This is a genomic window from Tunturibacter psychrotolerans (genome assembly GCF_040359615.1).
Taxonomy (GTDB): Bacteria; Acidobacteriota; Terriglobia; order Terriglobales; family Acidobacteriaceae; genus Edaphobacter; species Edaphobacter psychrotolerans.
Genome location: NZ_CP132942.1, coordinates 942,800 through 956,126 on the forward strand (window position 1 = coordinate 942,800; position 13,327 = coordinate 956,126).

Genomic DNA, 13,327 nt, shown 5'->3' on the forward strand with positions numbered 1-13,327 from the left:
GGTTAGAGGCTTAAAGGCGTGCTGCGCGCACGGCGCGATCTGCCATCGAGGCTGACGCGCCTTCGGCGCCATTTGTGACTTTTTGAGTTACATGTAGTCGACGCCGTATTGGACGGGGATTTGGGTGAAGGCGATGCGGGTGGGGGCGGATTCGCGGGCGGGAAGCATGCCGGCGAAGTGCAGCGTGGTGTGGCCGTACTTCAGATTCAGCTTGTCCATAGTGGTGGAGAGGTCGGCGCGGTTGTTGGGGTCGGCGAAGAGCTCGGGTTGATGCTCGTCTTCGGGGATGAGGTTACGCAGGGTGACGCCGACGAAGAAGGGCTTAGTGAAGTCGGGGCCCTGTGGACGCTGGGCCCATACGCCGCGAAGGGCTTCGAGGAGGGTGAGGGTGTCCTGGCACTCGCGAAAGCGGGCTTCCATGGCCCAGCCGGAGTGATTGATGCCGCTGGTATGGCGTTTGGATTTGATGCGCTCGGTTTGTTCTTTGGTGAGGGCGAAACGGATGGTGACGGTGAGGGAGTTGGTGTAGAACTTCTCCATTCGGAGGCGCATGGCGGCTTTGTGGAGAAGCTTGTGTGCGACGGCCCAGGAGCCTTCGTGCGAGCGGTGTTCGGGGCCGAGGACGTGGGAGTGGCCGAGAGATTTCTGAATGCCGGAGGAGACGGGTGCGCCGTCGTCGCCGCTGTCGGCGCCGCGGAGCCAGTGGTAGAGGCGGTCGCCCCAGACCGAGTCCCAGAGCTTGTGCATGCCGTTGCGGTCGAGGGCGAGGAGCTGCTCCATGGTGGTGATGCCCTTGGCGTTGAGGCGGACTTCGGTGCGAGCGCCTACGCCGGGGAGATCGCGGAGGTCGAGATGGGCGATGGCTCGTGGGAGTTGTGAGGGGAGCAGGCCGATGAGACCGTCAGGTTTCTGCATGTCGCTGGCGATCTTGGCGAGGTAGCGGTTTGGGGCCATGCCGATGGAGCAGCGGAGAGCTTCGCCTGCGTTTTTGTAGATGGACTGTTTTATCTCGAGGGCGATCTTGCGGGCGCGTGGTGGTTCCTGTTCGCGGCCGATGAGCTCGCAGACCATCTCGTCGATGGAGGGAGTGTGGGAGACGGGGCAGGCGAGCTCGACGGCTTTGGCGATCTCGTGCGAGTATTTGGCGTATTCGGCGTGGTTGCCGGCGATGAGGATGATGTCGGGACAGATTCGCTTGGCTTCGCCTACCTGAGTGCCGGTTCTGATGCCGAGGGCTTTGGCCTCATAACTGGCGGCGATGCAGGAGGTGGTGTCGGCCATGGTGGGGACGACTGCGAGGGGGCGGCCACGATATTCAGGATGAAGTTGTTGTTCGACCGACGCGAAGAAGCTGTTGAGGTCGATGTGCAGGAAGTGGAAGCGGTCGGGTTGGGCGGGGGCGGACACGGCTCGTACTGGAGATTATATTCGCCTTTTATTTGCTTCCGCTGCTACTTCTGAACGATGGCGTAGGTGATGCCGAATGGGTCGCTGAAGTTGAGGGAGTTGTGACTTTCGCGAAGGATGACGCAGCCGTTTGCGAGCAAACCTGACTTGGTGGCGCTGATGTCCGGAACAGTAAAGTTCGGGAGCGGCGGAAGTGTGTTGAGTTCTTTGTCGATGCAGAGGCGGAACTGGCCGGTGTCGTATTCGAGATGAATTTCGGAGCGGTTCACGAGGGTGAACTTCATCACGTTGGTGTAGAAGTTTTCGGCTGCCGTGATGTCTTGCAGATGGATGGCGACACAGTCGGCTGGATGGAACATACCGGGTACCTCCGCAGTCGAATAGGATGTCGATGTAATCACTTTCAGGTGGAAGCTGTCCAGCGTATTTCGGGTAATGGTCGAGTGGATGGGCTAGACGCCTCCTTCATTGGAAATTCAACGAATCTGTAAACAGCAAGTGCCACCGCAGCAGAAGCGACCAATTGAAGTGTTATGTAAGCCAACACGGATGGCCTGATCCCAACCCTGATTATAACTCTAGCCAATATGCTAAGTGTAAGCATATGAGATAGATACAAAGAATAAGACGAGTCTCCCAAGTCAAGAACGAGTTTGGGAAATCCTTCAAGCGGTATCGCCGCCTGGACGATGAGAAAAGCGCACACACCCCACTCCAGTCGGCTAGAAAACGCGAAGATACCAGCGAAGCCGATGATGCCGAGTGTCGCGGACAAGACTCGATTTATCGTCAGTCCTCTTTTTACTGCCAGGCCAAGAAGGTAGCCAGCGAGAAACTCAAGCAAGATAGGGTTGAGCAGAACGGTAATGGCTGGCCAGTTGTCATTGCGGAAAATCGACCCCGCGGATAGCGAAATCAGCACTGTCGACAGAAACATCGGCATGCTTACTTGGAGTGCGATCCCGGCGGCCATCAGCAGATAAAAGAACATCTCGAAAGAGAGGGTCCATCCAACCACCAAAATAGGCAAAACGATTCCCAGCGAATTTCTATAGGGAATAAACAGCAATGAAGCCGCGATGTAGGACAGCGGAGTTTTGACGTGCTCCGCATATACCTCAATCGACGGCTGAAGGCCAATAATGAATAGTTTGACGAGCATTATGCCCGTGAACAGCCAGTAGAGCGGGACAATCCTGAAAAGTCGGCGTTTGATGAATTCTGAGGCGCTTTTCTGCCTCCCGATTGCCATAACGAATCCGCTCACCACGAAGAAAATATCTACACCAGCGCCGCCGTTCTCCCAAAGCGGACCACCAAAGTTTTTATTCCGTAGTTGAAGAGCATGAGTAACAACCACCATGCAGGCAGCAACTCCTCTTAAAGCCTGTATTCCCCTATAGTTAGACACTCGCAAAATCTTACCACTACGGTATTTCGCGACAAAAAGACTGTGTTGGAGTCGCGCTGCTAGAATTCCGTTCTATGGCAGCAGCGGAGCATCCGGTTCAATCAGACATTCCTGTGGCGAAGTCACTCAATCATCAACGCAAACTCGCGGAGCTTGCAGCGCGCCACGCCATTGCGGAAGAGGGCGGCGGCGAGGAGAGGCGCGAGCGTGAGCGGAAGTCGGGCAAGCTTTCGGCCAGGGAGCGGATTGATTTTCTCCTCGATGAGGGCACGTTCGAGGAGACCGATAAGTTCGTTACGCATCGGGCGACCGACTTTGGAATGGCCGAGCAGCGTGTGCCTGGGGATGGGTTTATTACCGGGTATGGGCGGGTGCATGGGCGAGTGGTGTTTGTGTTTGCGCAGGACTTTACCGTGTTTGGTGGGTCGCTGTCGGAGGCGAACGCGGCGAAGATTGTGAAGATTATGGATATGGCGATGCGGGTGGGCGCGCCGTTGATTGGATTGAACGACTCGGGCGGGGCGCGGATTCAGGAGGGCGTGGTTTCACTCGCTGGGTATACGGATATCTTTCTGCGAAACACGCTGGCCAGTGGAGTGATACCGCAGATCTCGGCGATTCTGGGGCCGTGCGCAGGGGGTGCGGTTTATTCGCCGGCGATTACGGACTTCACGGTGATGACCGAGAAGACGAGTTACATGTTCGTGACGGGGCCGGATGTGATCAAGACGGTGACGCATGAGGATGTGACGAAAGAGGCGCTGGGCGGCGCGGTGACGCATAATGAGATCTCCGGCGTGGCGCACTTTATGGCGCATGACGATCAGGAGTGTCTGGCGACGGTGCGGGAGCTGTTGAGTTTTCTGCCGTCGAATAATCTCGATGACGCGCCGCGACGGGCGACGCAGGATGATGCGGCGCGTGCGGATGCTGCGCTCGACACGATTATCCCGGAGGAGAGTAATCAGCCTTACGACATGGTGGATGTGATCTCGCGTGTTGTGGATGATGGTTATTTCTTTCAGGTGCATGAGCACTTTGCGCGGAATATTGTGGTGGGGTTTGCGCGGATGGCGGGGCGGCCGGTGGGGATCGTTGCGAATCAACCGGCGTTTCTTGCGGGGGTGTTGGATATCAACGCCAGTGTGAAGGGAGCGCGGTTTGTGCGGTTCTGCGATGCGTTCAATATTCCGCTGATCACGTTTGAGGATGTGCCGGGGTTCATGCCGGGGATTCAGCAGGAGCATGGCGGCATCATTCGGCATGGAGCGAAGCTGCTGTATGCGTTTGCGGAGGCTACGGTGCCGAAGCTTACGGTGATTACGCGTAAGGCATATGGTGGGGCGTATTGTGTCATGAGCTCGAAGCATCTGCGGACGGATTTGAATCTGGCCTGGCCTACGGCGGAGATTGCGGTGATGGGGCCGGAGGGTGCGGTGAACATTGTGTATAAGCGCGAACTGGATTTGACGGTGCGTCGCGCGGAGGCGATGTGGCCCCAAGGGAAGGCGTTTACGGAAGAGGAGAAGCTTGCGGTTCTTGCTGAGGCTCGGAAGGACAAGGTGGAGGAGTTTCGTGAGCGGTTCGCGAATCCTTATGTGGCGGCGGAGCGGGGATACGTTGATGCTGTGATCGCACCGCGGGAGACGCGCAGGCGGTTGAACTCCGCGCTGGATATGCTGGCGACTAAGCGGGAGAAGAATCCTGCCAAGAAGCATGGCAATATTCCGCTTTAGGCTGTTTATAAACCGTTTACTTTTGGCCTACGAGGATGAGGTTGCTGGGGATGGCTCGGCACTTTGCGGAGCCTGACGGGCGCCAGTTGGTGCCGTCCGTGTAGCGGATCTCGTTCAGGTCTACCCAACGAAGAGCACCGACCTGGTGCATCCAAATATCGGCGTTGTTGAGGGTTTCATTGCCGGCGCTGCGTTGAAGCTGGAAGGACTTGGAGATGACGTTGCCAGTGTCTGTGTCGGCGGCCCATTGAGTTGTTGGGAGGACTTGCCCTTTGGGGGAGACACCGTAGACGGTGATCTCGACGCTTTCGATTGCGGGTGCGGTTTGGTGGTCGAGGGTGAGGTGAAGTCCCAGGGCTGGGGTGTTCTTTTGAGCGTCGCCTGCCGAGAGGATCTGTGGCGTGGCCTGGCGGTTCGCGCGGAAGCCGATGGGACACTCGGTTCCTACGGGGATGCTTCTGAGTACGGCGGAGGAGTTGGTGCGGGGGACGGCGGGAGACTGAGCGAGCAAAACTGTGACGGGGAGGAGCATGAGAGCAGGGAAGAGGCGGTGCATACGAAACTCCTGTGTTGCTAAACGCTGTTGGTCAAACGTTACTCTTCTGACGGTGAGGTGTTCAAGCGGTGAGCGAAGATGTTGGGAATGAGTGCGGCCGCATGAATACTATTGCGTTGTTCCGGTGAGGAAGATTTGCTCGGAGTGGGCGGCGATGACGCGGTAGAGGCCGAACTGGCGGGCGTTTTGGCCGCGTAGCTCGAAGAGGAGGCTGGCGCGGTTGCTGGCCTCGACGTCGACTACATCGACGAAGCGCATGTGTGGGGTGCGGTCGAGATGGGCCGCGTCGGTGACGTTCTGGATGGCGGGTTTGATTTCGCCGAGGCCGTTGTCCTGCGCGACGATGGTGACGTAGCGAAGGTCGGCCCCGGTACCTGCGGTGTGGGCGGAATAGATGTAAGTCGCGGCGCCGCCGTAGCTGAGCGTATAGGCCTTGAGCTCTTCATCGAGCAGAGGCGTGGGGGCGGGTGCGGTGGTGGTGCGATGTGGGTGGGTTGTGGAAGTGGTGGTTGTGGTTTTCTTTACGGTTGGGGTGGGAGCGGGGGCTTTGGTACCGGGAGTTGAGGTGTAGGCGGTGAGTTGGGCGCGGGCCATGGTCTGCATCTTTTCGAGGACGGCGGCGTGCTGGGTGGGATCGTCCCATTCGAGGGTGAAGGGATGGGGGTCGCGATTGGCTGCGTCAGAGACAGCGACCATCTGGTGGAGGTTTTGCGGGAGTCCTGAGAGCTTGGGGAGGTCGGAGTCGGTCATGGCGCTGGTTGGCTTGCCGCGATGCAGGTTGGGACGGTCAGGGTCGTCGTTCAAGGCTCCGGTGCCGACGACGGAGTTGGTGTCGTGAGCTCGCTTGGCGTCCTCGGCGGAGTGCCGCTTCAGGGTGGGGCGGTCGGGATCGTCGGAAGGGGTGGAGCTGGTGGTTGTCGATGCGGGGTCGGTGGGGGTCGAGGTGTCGGAGGTGTGCCGCTGCATGGTGGGCCGGTTGGGGTCGTCGGCTGGTGTGCTCGTCGTGTCGGTGTTGCCGGTTGTGGAGGAGTCGGAGGTGTCGGATTTGCGCTTCATGATGGGCCGGTCAGGGTCGTCATCGGGGGTGCTTCCGGTTGATGCGGTGGTGGTCCCGGAACTGCTGTCGGTTGTCGAGCTGTCTGACCTGCGCTTCATGGTTGGGCGATCGGGGTCGTCCGAGGTTGTTGATGATGTGGGCGTGGTCGGGGATGTCGTTGATGGGGTGGTTGTGCCGGGGCTTGAGGTGTCGGAGGAGCGACGTTTCATGGTGGGGCGGTCTGGATCGTCGTTGGAGGCAGTGCTTGTTGTGGAGTTGGTGCTGCTTTGGGGCTTAGCGTTTTCTGATGCGGAGCTGTGGAGGACGGGCAGGGTCTTGGAGGGTTTCAGAGCGGCGATTTTTCTTGGGGCGGCGAGAGGTTTGACGGTTCCGTAGCCGAACCAGCCATCGTCGAAGGCGAGGTCGCCGGTGGAGGTGGTGGCTTCGAGATGGCGAGCGAAGGAGAGGTCGAGATAGCCTTTGTCTATGCCTGCGGTCTGGAGTTCGTAGACGTTTCCGCTGAGCAGGGCAAAGGGAACGGGGCGGGCGACGTAGATGCCGGCGTCTTCGAGTTTGCCGTCGATGAAGAGAGAGACGGGGATGAGACGGCTGGCAGCGGGCTTGGCGAAGTCGCCGGTCCACTCGTAGACGCCGATGGCGCGGACCACCTGCTCGGGCTTGGCGACCTTGTGCATCTGAGCCCAGGTGGAGGAGCAGGAGAGAATCAGGGCGGCAAAGAGGATGCGATGGTTGGTGTGTCTCATAGGCCTGTCATCGAGATTAGACGCTATTTGGTGGCCAAAGTCCTATCGGCCTGTTCTCTGATGTGGAAGCTCTTTGGCCTGCCGGCCGGGCCCGCTGCGCGCGATGCGGTCACTTCGTGACGGGTATACCCCTTTGGTTGGCGCTCCCGTTGGTCGCGAGAAGATTTCTCTGCCGACCTTTCGCTTGCGTGGCGGGTGAGGATGTTCGCTAACATGCAGGGTATGGATGCTGCGGTGTTGCTTGAGGTGAGTGGTCTGACGGTTGGGTTTGGGTCGCATGAGGCTGTGAGAGGGATCTCGTTTGAGATCAAGGCTGGGGAGACGCTGGGGCTGGTGGGGGAGTCTGGGTCGGGGAAGTCGGCGACTTCGCTGGCCGTGCTGCGGTTGTTGCCGGAGAGTGCGCGGGTGGGCGGGGCGATACGGTTTGATGGGGAGGATTTGCTGGCGCTGCCGGAGGAGGCGATGCGGAGACGGAGGGGTCGCGAGATCGCGATGATCTTTCAGGAGCCGATGACGGCGCTGAATCCGGTGATGCCAGTGGGGGCGCAGATTGCAGAGGCGGTGGCGGCGCATCATCCGGAGATGGTGCGGAGAGCGGTGAGGTCGCGGGTGCTTGAGGCGATGGAGGAGGTTGGGTTGCCGGAGGCTGAGCGTAGGGCGAAGGACTATCCGCATCAGTTTTCTGGAGGGCAGCGGCAGAGGGTCTTGATTGCGATGGCGATTGTGAATCGGCCGAGACTGCTGATTGCAGATGAGCCGACGACGGCGCTGGATGTGACGGTGCAGGCGCAGATATTGGAGCTGTTGAAGGCGCTGCGGCGGGAGCATGGGCTGGCGATGTTGTTTATCTCACACGATCTTGCGGTGGTGTCGCAGGTGGCGGACCGGGTGGCAGTGATGCAGCACGGGGAGATTGTGGAACAGGCGGAGACAGGGAGGCTATTTCGTGAGCCGCAACATGCTTATACGCGCAGGCTGTTGGCTTCGGCTCCGACGATGAAGACGGACAGGAGAGCGCCGTTGGCTTCGGTTTGATCGGGTGTTTGGCAAGTGCCTGATTTCCCTGATTGTGTAAATGTATATAAACTCAATGATTGGGCCTTATGTCATTTGGGGCCTATCTGACTGCATGCGCGCGCTCGTTATCTCAGACATTCACGGGAACCTCGAAGCATTGAACGCAGTTCTTGCCGCAGCAGAGCCGTATGACGCGCTATGGAACCTGGGCGATGTCGTGGGGTATGGCGGAAGCCCGAATGGGGTCGTGGACTTGATGCGGGCTAAGGCGCAGGTGAATGTGCGTGGCAATCATGATCGCGTTTGCTGTGGACTGACTTCGGCGGTGGGGTTCAACCCGGTGGCTCGGGCCGCTGCAGAGTGGACGAAGAAGGAATTGACCGAGGAGAATCTCGCGTGGCTGAAGGCGATGCCACAGGGGCCGGTGGTTCCGGAGGAGCCGGGCGTGACCTGTGTGCATGGGTCGCCGTTGAATGAGGATCAATATATTTTGAACATGCGGGATGCGTGGGCACCGCTGCAGCAGGCGGCGACAGCACTGACGTTCTTTGGGCACACGCATCTGCAGGGTGGGTTCTCGCAGAAAGGCCATGAGTGGCATGAGGTCAAGACGCAGTGCAGGACGAAGAATGTGGCGGAGAGCTGGAAGATGGCGATTCCAGAGGGGACGCGGCATCTGATCAATCCGGGGTCTGTGGGGCAGCCGCGGGATTGCGACTGGCGGGCGGCGTTTGTGATCTATGACTCGGAGGCGAGGGAGATTGTTTATCATCGCGTGCCGTATGACCTGACAGCGGCGCAGGGAAGGATTCTGATGGCGGGGTTACCGGAGCGGCTGGCGGCTCGGCTGCGTGAGGGAAGATAATTGTTTTGGTGCTGGTTTTTGGGTGGGTTTTGCGAAATTGTGGGCGCAAAACGTGGTTTTTGGGTGGTGAGAACGTGGTGAATTGCGTGGTAAACGTGGTGAATTAACACGCACTTTTGTGGTGGCGAAAAACACGCCAGATTTTTCAACTTTATTTTTTAGAGACGTGGTCGCCCCTTCGCTTGTGATCGGAGCACTTGCGTCGGGATGAGTCGCTATTCGCTGAAGTTCAGGTTTACGGGCGCTTTCGATAGGGGCTTCTGGTTTTGTGACGGGGCTGTGGCCTTTATCTCATCGCTTACGGGTTCGAGGGTTACGTGGTTGATCCATACCTGGCCACCTCCCATCAGCAGGATTCCGAACGAGATGCTTGTTGCATCCTCTGGAACGTCGAGAACGACATCATAGGTGTTCCAGGGATGGGTTCCCTTGATGGCGCGGTCCTGCATGTTGTCGAAGGCGACGGTGGTCTTCTGCTTATCGACTCGCATCCACATGCCGGCCCAACTGGTCACGTCTTGTGATTCGACCGACGCACGCAGGCGAACTCGTTTTCCGGCGTAGTTCGCCGCATCGATCGACTGCATCAAGGTTCCGAAACCATTGAGGGCAGATGCGTTTGATTGCAGATAGGCACTTGGTCTTCCTTCGTAGGCTGTCGCTCTATCTACGCCGGTTCGGTAGCTTGTAGGGTTACTTCCGGCTAGAGACCAACCGGCTGGGGCCTGGTTCGTTTGAGTGGGGATCCGAGCGAGGAGCAATTGGGATGTGCCAAATCCAGGGGTGAGAAGGCAGCTTGCCAAAAGTAGAACTGTGGCGAGGACCGTGGATCCACGCCAATCGGGTGTCTGCGTCAGGTTCTTTTCAAATGGGTTCATGATCCGTCCCTCCTGATTTGCCCTTTGCTTCAAGAACCAAAATCCAGGGCAGGGAAGTTTGGTTGCAGAGCTCAGTTTGAGCAGTCGGTCGGTACAACGACCGAGACAGGCGTCGATCACGTGCAACGTTATACCAGCAATTGGATGTTTTCAAGGTTTATGGATGGAATGAAGTTTAGCGAAAGCCCATCTTGGAGATTGTGGGTGCGAACTCAGCAAGAGCGAAATGCGAGGTCTCGCCTCGGCGACATCACGATGGGATTATGAGTCGTTGGGATGGAGATAACGATCGGTACAAAGGGACGAATCAGCTCTGACGACTCCGGCCCTACTTCCACTCCCAGACCTTTGAGACGCCGGCACCGGATCCATCTACCTCGAATTCAAAGGCACCGCAGGCGTTATTGATTCGGGCGAGCTTTTGGGACGCTGTCCGGAAGAACAACATGCCCCTGTAGCTTATTGAACCGCCTGGGCCGAAGTGGCCTACACCCGTTCCCGACCATGTGATGGCGTCTCCGTCCTGGGTCGTGTGGAGTCCCTGGCCATGGCCAAAGATGGAGCCATCGGGGCGGATGGTGGCAGTATAGGTGCCGACTCCGGTGGTTGGAATACCGAGAAGGTGGCCGCTGTCTTCAAACGAGACCTCTGTCGCAGGGGGGTCGACTGAAAGGACACGCCTTGCTGATCTCTTACTTGTGGCTTCGACGATCAGTTCTTTTAACATGAGGAGACCTCATCTTTCGTTTGGGTTTAGATTGTTGTTCCCGGGGTGGGCAATTCTATACCTGTGGCCAAAGATGGGTTTTAATCTGAAAACGGTTCTGCGACACGCCTTTACGAGAGTGCAACGTAAAGGTTGTCGAGTTGTTACTTAGGGCTTCTGAAGATGCTCTAAGCTTCCGAAACCACTGGCAGTTTGGCGGCTTCCCAGGCGGCGAGACCGCCTGCTACCTCGATTAGATTCGTGATCCCGTGCTGGTGCAGGATGCTGGCGGCAATTGAGGAACGGTAGCCGCCGGCGCAGTGGACTGCGATGCGACGGTCGCGGGGAATTTCGCCGATGCGTTCTTGCAAGTGACCGAGCGGAATGTTCACGCTGCCAGCGATATGCTTGCCGATCCACTCTCGAGGGCTTCTGATATCGAGCACTACAGGCGGATCTGTTGTAGCGAGTTCTTCTGCTGCTATCTGGGCGCTGACGCGTTCTGTTGGCCAAACCAAATCCGGTCTGGTTGCGAGCGCTTCCATGCCGCCTGACAAGTAGCCTTTGACGTGATCGAAACCAATACGACCCAGTCGTAAGGCGGCTTCCTGTTCTCGTCCCGGTTCGGCGACGATGACGATGGGTTTGGTGCGGCCGAGAATTGTGCCTGCCCAGGTTGCATATTGTCCGCCGAGACCGATGTTGATGCTTCCGGGAAGATGTCCCTTGGCGTATTCGGCGGAGTCACGAACGTCCAGGATGTGGGCGCCGGCGTCACCCATTGCAAGAACTTCGTTGAGATCGATGGGTTGGAGAACCTTTTGGAGATTCTTGTCGAGTGTTGCGTGCTCGCGGGTGTTGAGGATTGCGTCGTAGATGAAGTATGCCGGGGCGTCGGGCTGGTCGGCGGTGACGATGCGAATGAACTCGCGCTTCGACATGGGCTGGAGGGCGTAGTTGAAGCGTCGTTGATCGCCAAGGGAGGAGACGGTGTCGGAGGAGAGGTTTTTACCGCAGAGCGAACCTGCACCATGCGCCGGGTAGACGAGGGTTTCGTCGGGCAGCGTCATCAGTTTGTTGTGGAGGGAGTCGTAGAGGTGGCCGCCGAGCTGGTTTGCGGTCCAGCCGAGGGATGCGCGCAGGTCGGGCCGTCCAACGTCGCCGATGAAGAGGGTGTCGCCGGTGAGGACTGCGTGAGGTTTTTCCTGATCTTTATTGAGGTCGAAGACGAGGATCGAGATGGATTCGATGGTGTGGCCCGGGGTTTCGAGGATCTGTAGACGCAGTCCGGGGTAGTCGAGGGTGTCGTCGTCTTTGACTGCTACGAAGGGATATTCGGCTTCTGCGCGAGAGCCGAGGTAGATGGTTGCGCCGCAGCTGTCTCGCAGCTCGAGGTGGCCGGCGATGAAGTCTGCGTGGAAGTGGGTTAGGAATACGGCGCGGATCTGTAGGCCGAACTTTTCTGCGTCGGCTAGGTATTGCTGAATGTCGCGCTGCGGGTCGACGATGATAGCCGTTGAGCTTGCCTCGTCTCCGATGAGATAGGAGGCGTGGGCCAAACAGCCCAGGTAGTACTGTTTCAGAATCATTCTGATCACCTTCGTGATTGCGACGGCCAACCCACGGGAGTGTTATTTGCTCAGGATGAGTAAGGTGACTCCGTGCTTGGAGATGTTGTGGGAGTAGATTCCGGTACGTCTTCCTAGATCTTTGCCTTCCCATACGTCATGGAGAGTTGCTCCCTGAGCGAAGCCTATCTGCGATAGGTCAAAGCTTACGTCACGCGAGTCGAGAGCGGTGTTGAACATGCCGACTGCGACTCTTCCGTCGACGAGTGGCTTGATCCATACCGAGAAATCTCCGCGCTGGTAGAGGCGGGTCGCTTGCTTTCCGAGTGAGTCCTGATCGATGGAGATCACTTCTTTGTTGAGGAGAATATTTTTGTCTTCGGGGGACATTTTGCTGAGATCGTTGCCAGCCAGCAGAGGCGCGGCGAGGAGAGCCCAGAGGCTCATGTGGGTTCGATACTCGTCTGTGGTCATGTGGCCGTTACCGACTTCGAGCATGTCGGGATCGTTCCAGTGGCCGGGTCCGGCGAAGGGGGCGAGATCGGCCTGTTCGAGGCCGATGACGGCCATGCGGCCCCAGGTGTCGTTGATGTCGTCGGTGGTTCGCCACATCTGTGCGCCAACGCTTGGCCCCCACTTCCAAGGTTCGGCGATGCCGTACTGGCAGAGGCTGTAGAAGATTGGACGGTTGGTTGCTTTGAGTGCGTCTCCCATCTTTCGATAGGCGTCGATCATCATCTTGAAGGCAGCGTCAGTGTTGCCGTTGTTCTTTGCGGTGAGCTCGCGCATGGGGTCCTGCATGGAGCAGAGGTCGTACTTGAGGAAGTCGACACCCCAGCGGGCGTACATCTGCGCGTCCTGCACTTCATGGCCGAGACTGCCTTCGAAGCCTCCGCAGGTCTTTGGTCCGGGTGAGGAGTAGATGCCGAATTTGAGGCCCCTGGAGTGGATGTAGTCGCCGAGCGCTTTCATGTCGGGGAAGCGGTTGTTGGTGTGGAGCTCTCCGTTGGCGTCGCGGGTGCCCTGCCAAGTGTCGTCGACGTTGACGTAGATGTAGCCAGCGTCGCGCATGCCGGTGGAGACCATGAGATCGGCTGCGGTGCGCACGTCGGCGTCGGTAACATGTTCCGCGAAGTGGTTCCAGCTATTCCAACCCATTGGAGGAGTTGCGGCGAGAGTGGACTGGGCGCGCAGGTTTGAAGACTGCCCGATACAAAGAAGAACGATTGGGATTAAGACAGCTTTGCGAAGAAACATCGGCACTCTCCAAATCAAGAACTCCGAGAAGGATATACCGCTAACACTCGACAATTCTCTAGTCACTTTCAGCGCGACTATGGTGTGCGAGAAATACGAGAGGGTTGCGACCGCAGAAGAGGTTGA

At 58.2% G+C, this 13,327-nt stretch carries 12 protein-coding genes; 3 read left to right on the forward strand and 9 right to left on the reverse strand.

What is annotated here, in order from left to right:
* Positions 1 to 87: 87 nt before the first annotated feature.
* Genes RBB77_RS03790 through RBB77_RS03800 form a run of 3 tightly spaced genes read right to left on the reverse strand, consistent with a single transcriptional unit; the run spans position 88 to position 2,818 of the window.
* Positions 88 to 1,407, reverse strand: coding sequence for a DinB/UmuC family translesion DNA polymerase (locus RBB77_RS03790; RefSeq protein WP_353064851.1), 1,320 nt, complete (start codon positions 1,405 to 1,407; stop codon positions 88 to 90).
* Positions 1,408 to 1,451: 44 nt separating this feature from the next.
* Positions 1,452 to 1,766 carry a VOC family protein gene (locus RBB77_RS03795; protein WP_353064852.1) on the reverse strand — a complete coding sequence of 105 codons (315 nt, stop codon included), beginning with the start codon at positions 1,764 to 1,766 and terminating at the stop codon, positions 1,452 to 1,454.
* Positions 1,767 to 1,810: 44 nt separating this feature from the next.
* Entirely contained in the window at positions 1,811 to 2,818 is a 1,008-nt protein-coding gene (locus RBB77_RS03800) for an acyltransferase family protein (protein ID WP_353064853.1), read from the reverse strand.
* Positions 2,819 to 2,892: 74 nt separating this feature from the next.
* Here RBB77_RS03800 and RBB77_RS03805 point away from each other — a divergent pair, with 74 nt between their 5' ends.
* On the forward strand, positions 2,893 to 4,554 hold the full coding sequence (locus tag RBB77_RS03805) for an acyl-CoA carboxylase subunit beta (RefSeq protein ID WP_353064854.1): 1,662 nt from the start codon (positions 2,893 to 2,895) through the stop codon (positions 4,552 to 4,554).
* A gap of 16 nt (positions 4,555 to 4,570) precedes the next feature.
* On the opposite strand, the gene RBB77_RS03810 is transcribed toward RBB77_RS03805, so the two are convergent.
* Together RBB77_RS03810 and RBB77_RS03815 are read right to left on the reverse strand one after the other, a co-directional pair.
* The gene (locus RBB77_RS03810; protein ID WP_353064855.1) at positions 4,571 to 5,110 is read right to left on the reverse strand and encodes a hypothetical protein; all 540 of its coding nucleotides are present in this window, start codon (positions 5,108 to 5,110) and stop codon (positions 4,571 to 4,573) included.
* Positions 5,111 to 5,218: 108 nt separating this feature from the next.
* A complete protein-coding gene (locus RBB77_RS03815) occupies positions 5,219 to 6,910 on the reverse strand; it encodes a hypothetical protein (protein ID WP_353064856.1) in 1,692 nt (563 codons plus the stop codon).
* A gap of 201 nt (positions 6,911 to 7,111) precedes the next feature.
* Here RBB77_RS03815 and RBB77_RS03820 point away from each other — a divergent pair, with 201 nt between their 5' ends.
* Complete coding sequence (locus RBB77_RS03820) at positions 7,112 to 7,945, forward strand: ATP-binding cassette domain-containing protein (RefSeq protein ID WP_434557098.1); 834 nt, start codon at positions 7,112 to 7,114, stop codon at positions 7,943 to 7,945.
* Between the two features lie 94 nt (positions 7,946 to 8,039).
* Positions 8,040 to 8,792 (forward strand): metallophosphoesterase family protein, encoded by a 753-nt coding sequence (locus RBB77_RS03825; RefSeq protein WP_353064857.1) that lies wholly within the window; start codon positions 8,040 to 8,042, stop codon positions 8,790 to 8,792.
* Positions 8,793 to 9,007: 215 nt separating this feature from the next.
* On the opposite strand, the gene RBB77_RS03830 is transcribed toward RBB77_RS03825, so the two are convergent.
* The 4 genes from RBB77_RS03830 to RBB77_RS03845 all read right to left on the reverse strand — a co-directional run bounded on the left by RBB77_RS03830 (position 9,008) and on the right by RBB77_RS03845 (position 13,201).
* Positions 9,008 to 9,670: a hypothetical protein gene (locus RBB77_RS03830; RefSeq protein WP_353064858.1), complete on the reverse strand. Its 663-nt coding sequence runs from the start codon at positions 9,668 to 9,670 to the stop codon at positions 9,008 to 9,010.
* Between the two features lie 328 nt (positions 9,671 to 9,998).
* The gene (locus RBB77_RS03835) at positions 9,999 to 10,397 is read right to left on the reverse strand and encodes a hypothetical protein (RefSeq protein WP_353064859.1); all 399 of its coding nucleotides are present in this window, start codon (positions 10,395 to 10,397) and stop codon (positions 9,999 to 10,001) included.
* A gap of 167 nt (positions 10,398 to 10,564) precedes the next feature.
* On the reverse strand, positions 10,565 to 11,965 hold the full coding sequence (locus RBB77_RS03840) for an MBL fold metallo-hydrolase (protein ID WP_353064860.1): 1,401 nt from the start codon (positions 11,963 to 11,965) through the stop codon (positions 10,565 to 10,567).
* 42 nt (positions 11,966 to 12,007) lie between these two features.
* Positions 12,008 to 13,201, reverse strand: coding sequence for a glycoside hydrolase family 27 protein (locus tag RBB77_RS03845; RefSeq protein WP_353064861.1), 1,194 nt, complete (start codon positions 13,199 to 13,201; stop codon positions 12,008 to 12,010).
* Between the last annotated feature and the right edge of the window lie 126 nt (positions 13,202 to 13,327).